Origin of the sequence: Sphingomonas citri, assembly GCF_019429485.1 — a bacterium.
Taxonomy (GTDB): Bacteria; Pseudomonadota; Alphaproteobacteria; order Sphingomonadales; family Sphingomonadaceae; genus Sphingomonas; species Sphingomonas citri.
The window spans coordinates 116,414-129,705 of record NZ_JAHXZN010000002.1 but is presented as its reverse complement, the minus strand read 5'-3'; the positions used below and the strand labels follow the sequence as shown (position 1 = coordinate 129,705).

Below are 13,292 nucleotides of genomic sequence, written 5' to 3'. Positions count from 1 at the left end.
TCGCTCGGACCGCCAGCACCAGCCCTGCCGCTTACTTATAATAATCCGCGTAGCCGGCGCCGTAGCCGTAGCCGTAACTGTCGGCGAGCAGCCCGCCGTCGAAGCGGTTGAGCACCACGCCGGCGCAGGGCGCCTGGTCGAGTACGTGGAGCGCGTCCTTGACCTGCTTCTTGGTCGTGCGCCCTTCCTCGACCACCATGATGAAGGCGTCGAGCTTGGTCGTCACGATCGTGGCGTCGTCGTTGGCGAAGACGGGCGGCAGATCGCAAAGAAAGATCGAGGGCGCGGTGACCGCGCGCATCGACGCGATCGCGCGCTCCATCCGCGACGAGGCGAGCAGCTCGGCCGAGTGCGCCGGGGCGCGGTCGGTCGGCAGGATCATCAGCCGCTCACCCTGCGGGTGGCAGGCGAACGCTCCGAGCGAGTCGACCTCACCCTCGAGATAGTCGCGCATGCCGCGCTCGACCGGGATGCCGAAATTATAAGCGATCGAGCCGCGGCGCAGGTCGAGATCGACGAGGTAGGTGTCGAGCCCCGGCGTACGCGACAGCGCCGCCGCCAGGTTGGTGGCGCAGAACGACTTGCCCACCGCCGGCGTCGCGGAGACGATGCCGAACAGTCGCCAGCCCTTGTGCCGCTGCAGCTTGAGCAGCCGCGAGCGCAGCATGTTGAACGGACGCGAGCGCACGTCGCGGCTATCGAAGCCGTAGATGCCGCGCTGCTTCGCCTCCGCCGTGGACCAGGCGAACTCGCCGCTCTGGTCCAGCGTGGGGAAGGTCTCGCCCGCGAACGGTGCGAACTCGGGCTTGGTCATGGGAATGGCCTTGAGCATGTCGGTCATCTTCACAGCGCTCCGCCGGACTCGGCGGCCAGACGGGGTTTGCGGCGGAACGGCAGCCCGGGCAGCCAGCGGCGGCGCTTCTGCCCCGGCGCGAGGTCCGGCGTGAAGGTGGGCACCACCGTCAGCGTCTCGAGTCCGAGCGCCTTGAGCTGGTCGACGCCGCGAATCGGGCGCATCAGGAACTCGAGCGCCAGCGCGAGCACCAGGCCGAGGCCGAGGCCGCCGGCGACGCCGCCGCCGATCAGCATCAGGCGGTTGGGCGATACCGGGCGGTCGGGTGACGCAGGGGGATCGACCACGGTGAGCCGCTCGCCCTTCTGCTCCTGTGCCATCCGCGCCGAGTTCTGCGCCCGCAGCACGTTGCCGGTGATGTCCTTGAGCTGGTCGCGCAGACCGCTGGCGCGTGCCTCGAGCTGGTTGACCTGCTCCATCACCACCGGTGCGCGCGAGGAATTGGCCAGGCTGGCCGAGGCGCGCGCGTTGTCGCTGGCGCGGTAGGACTCGAGCTGCGCGATCTGCGCGTTGTTGGCCTGGATCTGGCTCTGCACCAGCGCGGTGTCGGAGGTGTCGCCCTGCGACTTGGCGATCTCCTGCGCCTGCGCCAGTCGCGCCTTGGCGCGGATCACGTCGGGATGGCCCTCATTGTAGACGGCGCGCGCCGCGATCAGCGCCTGCTCGGCCTGCTGCACCAGCGGGTCCTTGCCGCCGGACTTGCGCGACTGCGCCAACAGCGCGCGATTCTCGCTCTGCAGCTGTGCGATCTGCGCGCTATAGCCGCTGCTGTTAGAGGGCATCACGATGCCGCCCGACGACAGCGCGAGGCCGTTGCGCGCTTTGAGCTGGGTGATCTGACCCTCGATCTGCCCGATCTGATCCTGCAGCTTGCGCGACTGGTCTTGGAGGAAGTCGACCGTGTTGGTCGCTTGCGCCGCCATGGTGGTCGCGTCGATCTCTAGGAAGCGGCTGACGATGCTCTGCATCACCGCCTGCGCCTTGGCGGGATCGGCGTAGTCGAAGCTCATCGTGAACGCGATCGTGCTGGTGCCGCCGTTCTGCGCCTGCTGCCCCTGGCCGATGTCGCCGCTCACCGCCTGCACGGCGGTGGCCTTCTGCATCGTCTCGACGATCTCGGACAGTGGCTTGGAGCGGCGCTCCTTCTCGTACAGGTTGTTCTGCTCGATCAGCGCGATCAGGTCGCCGCGGCTGAGCACCTGCTCGCGGATCTTGGCGATGCGCTGGTCGATGATCGTCGTCAGCGGCGAGCTCACCAGCGTCGAGGGCAGCTCCTGCGACTCGACCAGCAGCGTCGCCGACGAGCGGTACATCGGCGGCAGCAGCAGCGCGAGCGCCACCCCGATCGTGGAGAGCACCACGAAGGGGACGATGATCAGCCAGCGGCGCTGCCACAGGATCGTGGGGATATAACCGAAGAAGCCGGCGCCGCCGCCCTCTTCCTCGTTCGTGTCGACGTCACTCACTGCGTATCGCCCCATCTCGCTCGCACGAATACCTTGACGTTGAGGTCCGACGGCCAGTCTCGCCCGCCGCCGGTCGCTCGCCGATAGCCGCCCGCGACGCCGCCGAAGAGACGCCGCGAGAAGCCATGCTCGTAACTTGCACCACCAGTGATGAAGGAGGCGTTGCGCGCCTGCAGAAGATTCGACGTTTCCTGCACGCGCGAGTAATCGACCGACGCGCGCACCACGTCGTTCTCGCGGACTTGGTACGAATAGTCCAAGCCGGCGCCCTGGCGCTTGGAGATGTCACCGAAGCCGGTCGGCTGCGCGTCCGAATAGGCGCGGAAGCAGGTGTTGCTGCGCTGCCCCGCCTTGCACGCGAAGATATTGCCCGAGATGCCGGTCGAGTGCGTCGTCCCCAGCGGCGTGCGCGAGGTGATGAACAGCGCGCCGAGCGCGGCCGTCACCGTGACCGAGGAGCTGAACTGGTGGGTCAGCGTCACCTGCGGCTGGTAGAAGGCTCCCGAGGTGCGCTGGCGCTCGAAGCTGGTCCACGACCCCGAGCCCTGAAGCCCGACGCTGGTGCGCGCCGACACGGCGTGCGACCAACCGAGCGTCGCCGACTTGGTCGTCGACGAGGTCAGGATGCCGCTATCGGCATAGCTGATCCGGCTGGCGCGCAGCTCGCCGTTGACGGTGTCGCGCGTGCTGATCCGCAGGTCCGCGCCGACCGCGGCGACCAGGCTCTTCTGGCGCTGGCGCAGACCGAGCAGCGCGATATCGGGCGTGCCGAGATCGGGCGGCAGCGACGGATCGAGCACGCCGACCAGGCCATAGCTGCTCTGGCCGATGATCGAGCTGTCATAGCTCACCACCGCGTGCGCGTTGAAGGTCTGGCTGAGCTGCCGCCGTGCACGCGCCTCGACGCCATAGCTGTCGGCCGAGTCGTAGCGCGTGAAATAATCGGTGCGGCGGTAGTAGGCGCTGAGCGCAGCCTCACCCTTCTCGTCGAGGCGGACGAGCTGGGGCGTGATCGACAGCTCGGTGAAGGCGCTGCCCGTGTCATTGTCGTCGATCACGAACGGGTTGGTGGAGTAACCGACCCCCGCCTGACCGTCGACGATGAAACGCGTGGTCTGCGCCTCGGCCAGCGCCGACGGCAGCACCGCCAGCGCGGCGCCGAGCGGCAGCGCCACGCCGGCGCGAAGACGACGGGTCACGCTACTCACGGGACGATCACCGTGTCGCCGCCGCGCACCAGCGGCAGCGACTCGTTGGAGAGATTGTCGGTCGAGCCGCGCATCAGGTCGCTGAGCCGCACCCGCACCGCCTGTGCGCCCGTCGGCGTCTTGCGTAGGATCACGACGTTGCCGAGCGACGCGAACTCGGTCGGACCGCCGGCGAAGCTGAGCGCCTCGAGCACATTGACGTAGCGGCCGGGATTGAAGGAGCCCGGCGAGCGGACCTTGCCCAGCACCGAGAATTGCATCCCCTGCGGCGTCTTCACCGAGACGGTCACCTGCGGCACGGCGGTGCGATACTGGCCCTCCAGCCCCTTGGTGATGCGCGCCTCGATCTCGCTGGGCAGCGCGTTGAGCGCGTCGACCTTGCCGACGAGCGGGAAGGAGAAGGTGCCGTCGGGCAGGACTCGGACAGTGCGCTGGAGACGCTCCTCGCCCCACACGAAGATGTCGAGCTCATCACCCGGGTTGATGCGATAGGCCGCGAGCGCCGCGGCCGAGCCGCCGGTGCCCGACTGCGCCGTCGCGGGCACGGCCCCGATCAGCGCCAAGGCCATCACTGCCCCGGACAGTAGCTTATTCACCATTCCCTTGACCCCCTAACTACTAAGGCCTGATCCACAAATCGATCGGCGCGCGCCACGAGTTTATTTGATCGCTAGTCCCATATCGAGTAACGGGCGCAGCGTCAGCCGCCTTACCGCATTTTCCTTTCCATGTACGCACGAGATTGTTGAGTATGTGCAGCATTCTGGTGCGTCGAACGAAGCGGTCGGGCCGCATAGCGCTATTGTTAACCCTGATTGCCCTGGCCGCCTGCCGCGCGCCGGAGGAACGCGCCGCGCGCTATGCTGGCATGTACGAGGCGGCGCTGGCGGGCAACGATCCCTGGACCGCCCGGCTGGCGATGCAGCGCGCGCTCGCGGCGGACGACTCGAACCCGCAATATTGGGCGGCGCTCGGTCGCGTGCAGCTCACCCTGGGCGATTATGCCGGCGCCTACGCCGCGTTCGTTCGCGCCAACGAGCTCGATCGCTCGAACGCCAACGTGATCCAGACGCTCGCCGACCTCGCCGCGCTGAGCGGACGCGTGGAGGACGCGCGGCGCTACGCCAATCAGGTATTGCTCTTGCTGCCGAGCGACCCGGCGCCGCAGGCCACGCTCGGCTTCGTCGCGCTGCACGACCGGGACTTCGATACCGCGCTCAAGCGCGCCGAGACGGTGCTCGCCAGCCGCCCCGAGGACTCGAACGCCACCATCCTGAAGGCGCGCGCGCTGGCCTCGAGCGGCGATCCCGACGCCTCGCTGAAGCTGCTGACCGCTTTCACCGCGGCGCATCCGCGCGACGGTGCCGCGCTCGACACGATGGTGACGGTGGCGCGGCGGTTCAATCGGCTGCCGTCGCTCGCCGCGGCGCGCGAGAAGCTCGTCGCGCTGCGCCCGCACGATGCGGCGGGACGCGTCGCCTATGCCGAGACGCTCTACGCGCTCGGCCAGCACGACCAGGCGCGGGCGCTGACCGAGCGGCTGGTCCGCGGCGGGGATTATGGCGACTCGCTGGTGGACGTGCTCGCACTGTGGCGCCGCTACGAGCCGCGCGACTGGAGCGTGCCGACCGCGCGCGCGCTGGCCGCGGCGGCGACGCCGCGCGATCGGCTGCGCTACGCCTATTTCCTGATGCTGACCGGCGCGGCCGACGCCGCCGAATCGCTGGTGGCGCCGCTGGCGAAGCCGCCTGTGACCGCCGCGAACGCCTCGGTGCTGGCGCTGCTGGCGCAGATCCGCGCGACTCAGGGCCGCGACAGCGAGGCCGAGTCGCTGCTCAATCAGGTGCTCGCCTTCGATCAGAGCAACGTGGTCGCCCTGCGCGCGCGCACCGATCTGTACCTGCGTACCGGGCGTGGGCGGCAGGCGGTGTTCGACGCGCAGAAGCTCGTGGCGGAGAAGACTCGGGCGCCCGATGATCGGGTGCGACTCGCCCGCGCCTACCGCCAGGCGGGGCAGCCGCAGCTCGCCGAGAACGCGTTGCGCGGCGGCCTGCAGGACATTCCCGCCGATCCGCTGCTCTATGGTGAGCTGCGAAAATATCTGGTCGCGACGGGGCGCAGCGACGAACTCGACGAATTGGGTCAACAATTTGTAGAGCAGCAGCGACTAGCACGGTTGCAGTGGTGAGATATTCTCGCGCGGGAAGGGAACGGCGAGGCGTGAGCGAGTGGCGACGGTAGTGCGGCCCACCAGAGTGAGGCGGTTCACGTCCAACGTGATTCCGTCGCTGATCTTCGTCGTCGATCTGCTCTGCCTGCTGATCAGCATGCCGGCGGCGCTGCTGCTGTACGAATTTTCCGTCGGCCTCGCGGTGGTGCCCGGCGTCCATACGGCGGCCGCGTTCATCGCCGGGGTGGCGTTCTTCCTCATCAGGCAGTCCCGCGGCGTGTACAGCCAGTCGCTCGCGATGCTGCGCTCGAGCGACGCCGCGGTGGCGCTCGACTATGTCTTCGCCGCGCTGCTGAGCAGCGCGATCGTGTGGCAGTTCGGTCTGGTTGACGAATTCTCGCGCGGGCTGACGCTCTGGTACGTCGGCTCCTGCGTGGGCTCGCTGCTGGTCAGTCGCTTCGTGCTGCGCGCGCTGCTGCATCGCCTCGCGGTCGGCGGACGCATTCGGCAACGCGTGGTGCTGTACGGCGCCGACACGGAGATCGTCGAGCGGACCTGCCGCATGCTCGACCTCCAGGCGCTGCCGCAGCTGCTCCTGGTCGGCGTGGCGGACGATTACGCGCGACGCTCGCGCGACGAGACGGTGGGGGATCTGCCTTTCATCGGCGGCTTCTCCGAGCTGCTGGCGATGGCGCGCGACGGCGAGGTGGACCAGGTGCTGATCGCGCTGGCCGACCTCACGCGTGACCGACTCGATCTGATCCTCGACAAGCTCAGTGAGGTGGCGATCGACATCTCGCTGATCCCGCGCGAGGCGATCGCGCTGGCGCCGGACTATCGAGTGAACTTCGTCGGCGCGATCCCGGTGCTGACTTTGTGGCAGCGGCCGATGCGTGACGGCGACACCCTGCTCAAGGACGCCGAGGACCTCTTCATCGCAGCGGTCGCGCTGGTGTTCCTGTCGCCGCTTCTGCTCGTCACCGCGCTGGCGATAAAGGTGACCAGCCGTGGCCCGGTGCTGTTCAAGCAGCCGCGCTTCGGCTTCAACAACCGCGAGATCATGGTCTACAAGTTCCGCTCGATGTACGTCGACCGGCAGGACGTGTCGGGCGCCGAGCGGACGCGCAAGGGCGACCCGCGGATCACGCCCGTCGGGCGGCTGATCCGCAAGCTCAGCATCGACGAGCTGCCGCAGATCTGGAACGTGTTGCGCGGCGAGATGTCGATCGTCGGCCCGCGCCCGCACGCCACGCACATGAAGGTGGGCGACCATTATTACTTCGACGCAGTGAAGGGCTATGCCGCGCGCCATCGCGTCAAGCCGGGCATCACCGGGCTGGCGCAGGTGCGCGGGTTGCGCGGCGAGATCCAGACGATCGAGCGCGCCAAGCGCCGCGTCGAGCTGGACCGCTATTACATCGATCACTGGTCGCTCACGCTCGATCTCAAGATCATCGTGCAGACGGTCGCCAACATCCTGTTCGACAAGAATGCGTACTGAGCCCGACGCGGCGCGCGGCTTTCTCGGGCTGCGCTTCGACCCGCTCGACACCGATGCGGCGGTCGCCTGGCTGCGGGAGGCGAGCGCTGCGGCCCCGTTCGCTTATGTGGTGACGCCCAACGTCGACCATATCGTCCGACTCGATGCGGTGGGGCGCGACGATCCCACCGGGCTGGCGCTGTGGCATGCGTATGAGGGCGCGGCGCTGACCCTGTGCGACAGCCGCGTGCTCGCCCGGCTGGCGCGCTGGTGCGGCGTGACGCTGCCGGTCGCACCGGGTAGCGATCTGACGGTGCGGCTGTTCGATGAGGTGGCACAGCCCGGCGATCGGGTCGCGATCATCGGCGGCGATCCGACGCTGCTCGCGGCCCTGCGGCAGAAGTATCCGGGTCTCGACATCGTTCAGCACGTTCCGCCGATGGGGCTGCTGCGCGACCCGGCGGCGCTGTCGGCAGCGGCGGCGTTCGGTCGCGATTCGCGCGCGCGTTTCCTCCTGCTCGCGGTCGGTTCGCCGCAGCAGGAGATCGTCGCCGCGCGGATCGCGGCATTGCCCGGCGCGTGCGGCGTGGCGCTGTGCGTCGGTGCGTCGCTCGACTTCATCGTCGGGCGCCAGCGCCGCGCACCGCGGCTGGTGCAGCGACTCGGGCTGGAATGGGCGCACCGGCTCGCCTCGCAGCCGCGGCGGCTATGGCGGCGCTATCTGGTCGAGGGGCCGCGCATCTTCCGCCTTGCGCGGTCGTGGCGCGCCGGGCGCGGTTCGTTCGCTCCGGACTGAGCGCGTGAACGATCGCTGGCACCCGGGGATCGGCGACCCGACCGCGATCGGCTGGATCACCGTCCTGGCCTATTTCACCGCGGCGCTGCTGTGCGCCGCGGCGCAGCGACGCGAGAAGGCCGGGCCGCGCCCACGCCCCTTCTGGCTGGCGGTGACCGTGCTGCTCGTCCTGCTCGGGATCAACAAACAGCTCGATCTGCAATCACTCTTCACGCAAGTTCTGCGCGACCGGGCGAAAGCGCATGGCTGGTACGAGCAGCGGCGCGAGTTCCAGACGCTGTTCATCTTCGCCATCGCGGCGATCGGCGCCGCCTTTCTTGCTGCACTGCCATATGTGATGAGGCACCAGCCGCGTGCCCGGAACATCACGCTGGCGGGTCTCGTCTTCCTCTATTGCTTCATCCTGGTGCGCGCTTCGTCGTTCCATCACGTCGACTGGGCGCTCAGCCGGACCTTCTTCTGCATCCGCCTCAATTGGGTGCTGGAATTGGGCGGGATCATCATCGCCGCGGCGGGCGCGCTACTCGTTATGCGGCGGCAGCAAGCCGACCGTTAACTATAAGCTCGAAGTCGATCGCTCGCGCCTGTTGCGGTGGATACATCCGTCCGAAGTGGTTCAGTCGCGATCCGGCCATATCTTGAAATGACCTGATCGTCCCGATCTTGGAAAAGCCGAGCGTTGCGGTGCGCCACGTCCTGCGCTCTTAAGTGTGCAGGACGGGATGAGGCGGCTCTTTCCCATGCTGCTGTTTGTTACACTGAGGACGTGTCCCGAAACAGTCCGCGGTGCCGCAAATCGGCGATGGTTTAGTTCCCGTAAATCAGTATCAGCCCAGCCATCGGGTGGTGAACCAGCCTCGTCATTCAACCGTCCGGGTCGTGGTGTTTTTAGGGATTTAAGGGAGTTATCCGCATGAAGAAGTTCGTTGCATCCGCGCTCGTTGCCGCCGCGTTCAGCGCCGCGACCCCCGCCATGGCGACCGAGCTGGCGCTCGAGCAGTCTGCCGACGGCACGTATTCGGCCACCACCGGCTTCGTCTCGAAGACTCCGGGCGGCTTCACCGACACCTACACGTTCAACGTGCCGTCGGTCGGCAAGGTGGGCGCGAGCGTGATCTCGCTGTCGATCACCGGCGCGATCCAGCTGCTCTCGGGCACGCTCAACGGCACCGCGCTGATCATGCAGCAGCTCGGCACCGACTCCTACGTGCTCCGCTCGGCCGACGGCGGTCAGCTCACGATCGACAACCCGCAGAAGCTGATCATCAACGGCACCTCGCAGGGCGGCGGCAGCTACACCGCCAACGTGACCTTCGCCGCGGTGCCGGAGCCGGCGACCTGGGCGCTGATGATCCTCGGCTTCGGCGTGGTCGGTTACTCGATGCGCCGTCGTCCGGCGGTGCGCTTCTCGCAGGCGATCTGATCCGACGCGAGGCGCGGAGCCCCGCCGATCGGATGACGCGATCAAGCAAGCGGCGGTCGCCCCAGCGGGCGGCCGCCGTTTTCGCGTTGCCTCGCCCCCGGCTTCGGCGCAGGGCAGGGGCTTGCCGCGGGGGAAGGGTGAAGGATGAGTCCGCAGATCGGTTTCGTGATCCTGTCGCACCGCGAGCCGCGCCAGCTGCTGCGGCTGGTGCGCACGCTCAATCGGCTCTACGGCGACCCGCCGATCGCGTGCCATCACGACATGGCGCAATGCCCGATCGATACCGCGCCCTTTCCCGACAACGTCCGCTTCGTCGCGCCGAGCATCCGCACCGGTTGGGCGAAATGGTCGGTGGTGCGCGCCTTTCTCGCCGCGCTCGAACTGCTGTACCGTGACGCCGACCCGGACTGGTTCGTGCTGCTCAGCGGTGCCGATTATCCGATCAAGCGTGCCGAGACGGTCCGCGCCGAGCTGGCCGCGACGACGGTCGACGCGCTGATCGACTATCGCCAGGTCGGCGACACCGCAGCGAGTGCGCTCGAGCGGTTCGGCCCGCGCAACCCTGAGCTCGACCAGTTCGAGTCGGACGGCAACCGCCGGCTCAAGTGGAGCCACTATCAGGGCGCCGAGCTGTGGTTTCCGATGCTGCGCTTCAACGACGGCGGCCGACGTGTCCGGCCGGGGCGGTTCACCTGGCATCTGCCGTTCGCCTCGCCCTTCGCACCGTTCTCGCGCGATTTCCCGTGCTTCTACGGCGACCATTGGATCACCGCCGACCGCCGCGCGGCGCGGCTGCTGCTGACGCCGAGCGAGCGCCACCTTCGGCTGCAGCGCCACCTGCATCGCCGCGCGATCCCGGAGGAATCCTACTACCAGACGGTGCTGTGCAACGAGCCCGGGGTGACGCTCGACCGTGACAATCGCCGCTACGCGCAGTGGAACGGCGGCGGGGCGCATCCGCAGCTGCTCGGGGTCGCGGACCTGCCCGCGATCATGGCGTCGAACGCTCATTTCGCTCGAAAATTCGACCATGACGATCCCGTGCTTGACCTGATCGACGCGCTGCTATTCGACGGCGACTGATCGCGCCGGAGCGACGCGGAACGGGTGAGAGGCAGCGATGCGGTGATGATCGGGCGTTGGCTAGGCCGTGACCGCGAGCGGCGCTACTGCCTGCCCGAGGGCGTGCGTGCCTATGCCGTCGGCGACGTCCACGGCCGCGCCGACCTGCTCGCGCCGATGCTCGACTGGATCCGCGCGGACAGCGACTCGCGCGGTGGCTATCCCGAGGTCCATGTCGTCTTCCTCGGCGACCTGATCGACCGCGGCCCGGCCTCCGCCTCGGTGGTGAGCATGCTCGCGAGCGGGCGTGCCGCCTTCGGCCAGCGCCACTTCATCCGCGGCAACCACGAGCAGACGTTGCTCGACATCCTCGACGGTGCATGGGAGCGACTCGACGACTGGCTCGCGGTGGGCGGTGTGGAGACGCTGGAGAGCTACGGCGTCGACCCAGCACTGCACCTGCGTGACCCCGAGGCGTTCCGCCGCGCGATGCGCGACGCGATCCCGTCGCTCCACGTTGGCTTCCTGCGGCGGATGGTGCCGATGGTGCGGCTCGGTGACTATGTCTTCGTCCACGCCGGGATCCGACCGCGCGTGCCGCTCGAGGAGCAGAGCGAGCGCGACCTGCGCTGGATCCGGCGCGATTTCCTCGACAGCCGCGTCGATCACGGCGTGATGGTGGTGCACGGCCACACCGTCAGCGACAAAGTGGATGTCCGCCGCAACCGCGTCGGCGTGGACACGGGTGCCTATGCCTCGAACCGGTTGTCGGTGCTGGGGCTGGAGGCGGATCGCCGCTGGGTGCTCACCAGTCGGACGGGATGAGAGGAGGCGTTCGCTCGACCGTGGACTGGTCTAGCCGCTCAGAACGGCCGTTCGCCCAGGTAATTGCCCGCGTTCTTATAGCGGCACACCAGCACGTCTTCCTCGCCGCCGCGCGCCACCGCGCAGCCGACCTCGTCGGTGTCGCGCCACATCAGCTGGGTGTAGTGGCCGACGTCGTCGACGCGGCCGGTCACGCTGTTGTACGGGAACACGCCCGGGCGGAAGTAGCGCTTCTCGCGGATCCAGCCGTTGACCATTGCCTCGGGCGTGAAATAGCCGCGCGTGCCGGCCCAGAGGTTCTCGCCCTCGGGATCATAATGGCGCTCGGGCGCGTGCTCGAAGCGGCCGGTGCTGGCGAGATAGTCGGCCCAGCGCTGCGCCGACTGGACCAGCTCGCGGTTCCACCGCAACGGGGCGAGGCCGACCGAGGCGCGCTCGTGATTGTGCGCCGCGAGCACGCGCGCGTCGAACGTCTGCGAGAAGCTCGCCGCGCCGCTCAGCAGCGGGGCGGCCAGCAGGGCGGCGACGGCGGCGATGAGCCGGCGGGGCGCGTGGGCGCGCGGCATGTCCGGGACCCTTCCTGATGCTCGATCCAGGAGGGCGATGTACCGGCCGGCCACTTGCCAACCGGTCGCCAAACACGGTTAGCGGCGGGTAAGCTATGTTTACGCGGTGATCGTGACGAGGTCGCCGCGCGCGCTGGCGGCGAAGACGCGGCGCGCGAAATCCTCGGGGATGCCGACGCAGCCGTGCGTGGCATAGCCGCGCCGCACCGCGCTGGCGTGGATCGCGACCCCGTCATCTGTGAGCCGCAGCATGTAGGGCATCTCGGCGTCGTAGAGCGTCGACTGGTGCAGTCGCGCGCGCGCGAGGATCGGGAAGGTACCCGTCGGCGTCGGTTTGTGATCGGTGCCGTAGAGGATCACCGCAGTGCCGATCTCGTGCCCGCCGCGGAACACCGACATGAGCTGGCGCGACAGATCGACGCGGATGCGCGTGTCGCCTCCCGCGGGAACGCCGCTCTCGTTCCAGACATAGTCGCCGAAATGCATCGGGCGGTCGACGCGGAGTAGGCTGTGCACTAGCAGCGGCGTGCCATCGGGCGCGGAAAGCGACGGCTCGCGCCCGGCGGGGTAGCTCACCCGCGTACCATAGCTGCCGATCGTGGTCGCCGGCACGGCCGGGGAAGCGCTGGGCGAAGGCAGGGGCGACGTCGCCGGCCGGCTCCACCACGCCATGCCGAGCGCGCCGACGCCGGCCGCGGCGAGCGCGACCGCCACGCCGGCGAGCCGGCTCATGCGGCCGCGTCGGCCTCCGCCGCGCGGCGGCGCGCGACGCGGCGCAGCGCGCCGCCGACCATCAGGAAGCCGAGAATCATCGTCGCCCAGGTAGCGGGCTCAGGCACTGCAGGGGGAGGGACGACATCGTCGCCACCGCCGCCGCCACCGCCGCCGCCTCCACCGCCGCCGGTGCCACCGCCCGGGATGAACGGCGTCGTCGGGGTGAAGCCGCCGCCCGGCGGCAGCGGCCCGAGCGCGGCCGGGGTGAGCGGCACGTCACCCACCGGCACGCCCGGCCCGAAGGCGAGCGGCGTCGCGGGCAGCTCGACATAGGGCGGCGCCCAGCCGATGCTCGGCCGCTCGCGCACGTTGCTCAGCACGCGCTCGCGCGGCGCACCGGGCACTGGCACGCGCGGACGCGACGCCAGCCGCTGCTTGGCAGGCTTGGTAGTGAACGTCGCGCCGGCATCGCGGCCGCCAGGCGAACGCGCGCCGAGGATCGCGGCGGGATCGGGCAGGTCGACCAGGCGCGCGACCTTTGCCGACGCCTCGGCGATACCGAGCCCGCCGATCGTGCCGCCCAGAGCGCCATAGCTGCCGACCGCGGCCACGCCGACCAGCCCGCCGATCGCGACGCGCGCGATCGTGAGGTGCCACATCAGGGTGAGCGGGCGACGCCAGCTAATCATCGATCAGACCTATCCCTGTTTCCGAACCGACCAACGGTTA

General features: G+C 68.9%; 14 protein-coding genes. 7 read left to right on the top strand and 7 right to left on the bottom strand.

The genetic code is table 11. From position 1 onward, the window contains the following. Positions 1-31 precede the first annotated feature (31 nt). Genes KZ820_RS08750 through KZ820_RS08735 form a run of 4 tightly spaced genes read right to left on the bottom strand, consistent with a single transcriptional unit; the run spans position 32 to position 4,096 of the window. The gene (locus KZ820_RS08750) at positions 32-841 is read right to left on the bottom strand and encodes a CpsD/CapB family tyrosine-protein kinase (protein WP_219748271.1); all 810 of its coding nucleotides are present in this window, start codon (positions 839-841) and stop codon (positions 32-34) included. 2 nt (positions 842-843) lie between these two features. Beyond that, on the bottom strand, positions 844-2,319 hold the full coding sequence (locus KZ820_RS08745) for a GumC family protein (RefSeq protein WP_219748270.1): 1,476 nt from the start codon (positions 2,317-2,319) through the stop codon (positions 844-846). Further along, on the bottom strand, positions 2,316-3,527 hold the full coding sequence (locus tag KZ820_RS08740; protein ID WP_219748269.1) for a hypothetical protein: 1,212 nt from the start codon (positions 3,525-3,527) through the stop codon (positions 2,316-2,318). The genes KZ820_RS08745 and KZ820_RS08740 overlap by 4 nt, the downstream gene beginning before the upstream one ends. Continuing rightward, positions 3,524-4,096, bottom strand: a complete 573-nt coding sequence (locus tag KZ820_RS08735) for a polysaccharide biosynthesis/export family protein (protein WP_183925246.1) — start codon at positions 4,094-4,096, stop codon at positions 3,524-3,526. Before KZ820_RS08735 ends, KZ820_RS08740 begins: the two co-directional genes overlap by 4 nt. Before the next feature lie 233 nt (positions 4,097-4,329). Between KZ820_RS08735 and KZ820_RS08730 the strand changes: the two genes are divergently transcribed. From KZ820_RS08730 to KZ820_RS08700, 7 genes are all read left to right on the top strand, one after another. Then, positions 4,330-5,715 (top strand): tetratricopeptide repeat protein, encoded by a 1,386-nt coding sequence (locus KZ820_RS08730; protein WP_219748268.1) that lies wholly within the window; start codon positions 4,330-4,332, stop codon positions 5,713-5,715. Positions 5,716-5,782: 67 nt separating this feature from the next. Next, positions 5,783-7,198, top strand: coding sequence for an undecaprenyl-phosphate glucose phosphotransferase (locus KZ820_RS08725; protein WP_308462170.1), 1,416 nt, complete (start codon positions 5,783-5,785; stop codon positions 7,196-7,198). After that, a complete protein-coding gene (locus KZ820_RS08720) occupies positions 7,188-7,973 on the top strand; it encodes a WecB/TagA/CpsF family glycosyltransferase (RefSeq protein WP_219748267.1) in 786 nt (261 codons plus the stop codon). The genes KZ820_RS08725 and KZ820_RS08720 overlap by 11 nt, the downstream gene beginning before the upstream one ends. A gap of 4 nt (positions 7,974-7,977) precedes the next feature. Then, on the top strand, positions 7,978-8,529 hold the full coding sequence (locus tag KZ820_RS08715; protein ID WP_219748266.1) for a hypothetical protein: 552 nt from the start codon (positions 7,978-7,980) through the stop codon (positions 8,527-8,529). 357 nt (positions 8,530-8,886) lie between these two features. Beyond that, positions 8,887-9,396 carry an FxDxF family PEP-CTERM protein gene (locus KZ820_RS08710; protein ID WP_183925076.1) on the top strand — a complete coding sequence of 170 codons (510 nt, stop codon included), beginning with the start codon at positions 8,887-8,889 and terminating at the stop codon, positions 9,394-9,396. 144 nt (positions 9,397-9,540) lie between these two features. Next, the gene (locus tag KZ820_RS08705) at positions 9,541-10,479 is read left to right on the top strand and encodes a beta-1,6-N-acetylglucosaminyltransferase (RefSeq protein WP_219748265.1); all 939 of its coding nucleotides are present in this window, start codon (positions 9,541-9,543) and stop codon (positions 10,477-10,479) included. Between the two features lie 45 nt (positions 10,480-10,524). Next, a complete protein-coding gene (locus KZ820_RS08700) occupies positions 10,525-11,283 on the top strand; it encodes a metallophosphoesterase (RefSeq protein WP_219748264.1) in 759 nt (252 codons plus the stop codon). Positions 11,284-11,321: 38 nt separating this feature from the next. On the opposite strand, the gene KZ820_RS08695 is transcribed toward KZ820_RS08700, so the two are convergent. The 3 genes from KZ820_RS08695 to KZ820_RS08685 form a co-directional block, all read right to left on the bottom strand. Further along, positions 11,322-11,849, bottom strand: a complete 528-nt coding sequence (locus KZ820_RS08695; RefSeq protein WP_219748263.1) for a CAP domain-containing protein — start codon at positions 11,847-11,849, stop codon at positions 11,322-11,324. A 99-nt stretch (positions 11,850-11,948) separates the two neighbouring features. Beyond that, a complete protein-coding gene (locus KZ820_RS08690; protein WP_258047981.1) occupies positions 11,949-12,581 on the bottom strand; it encodes a L,D-transpeptidase family protein in 633 nt (210 codons plus the stop codon). Next, positions 12,578-13,252: a PEPxxWA-CTERM sorting domain-containing protein gene (locus KZ820_RS08685; RefSeq protein WP_258047980.1), complete on the bottom strand. Its 675-nt coding sequence runs from the start codon at positions 13,250-13,252 to the stop codon at positions 12,578-12,580. The genes KZ820_RS08690 and KZ820_RS08685 overlap by 4 nt, the downstream gene beginning before the upstream one ends. Positions 13,253-13,292 lie beyond the last annotated feature (40 nt).

Coding starts and splice junctions, on each gene's coding strand:
- KZ820_RS08735 (WP_183925246.1), bottom strand. CDS start 4,096: ATGGCCTTGGCGCTGATCGGGGCCGTGCCCGCGACGGCGCAGTCGGGC.
- KZ820_RS08685 (WP_258047980.1), bottom strand. CDS start 13,252: ATGATTAGCTGGCGTCGCCCGCTCACCCTGATGTGGCACCTCACGATC.
- KZ820_RS08705 (WP_219748265.1), top strand. CDS start 9,541: ATGAGTCCGCAGATCGGTTTCGTGATCCTGTCGCACCGCGAGCCGCGC.
- KZ820_RS08720 (WP_219748267.1), top strand. CDS start 7,188: ATGCGTACTGAGCCCGACGCGGCGCGCGGCTTTCTCGGGCTGCGCTTC.
- KZ820_RS08750 (WP_219748271.1), bottom strand. CDS start 841: ATGACCGACATGCTCAAGGCCATTCCCATGACCAAGCCCGAGTTCGCA.
- KZ820_RS08690 (WP_258047981.1), bottom strand. CDS start 12,581: ATGAGCCGGCTCGCCGGCGTGGCGGTCGCGCTCGCCGCGGCCGGCGTC.
- KZ820_RS08700 (WP_219748264.1), top strand. CDS start 10,525: ATGATCGGGCGTTGGCTAGGCCGTGACCGCGAGCGGCGCTACTGCCTG.
- KZ820_RS08710 (WP_183925076.1), top strand. CDS start 8,887: ATGAAGAAGTTCGTTGCATCCGCGCTCGTTGCCGCCGCGTTCAGCGCC.
- KZ820_RS08695 (WP_219748263.1), bottom strand. CDS start 11,849: ATGCCGCGCGCCCACGCGCCCCGCCGGCTCATCGCCGCCGTCGCCGCC.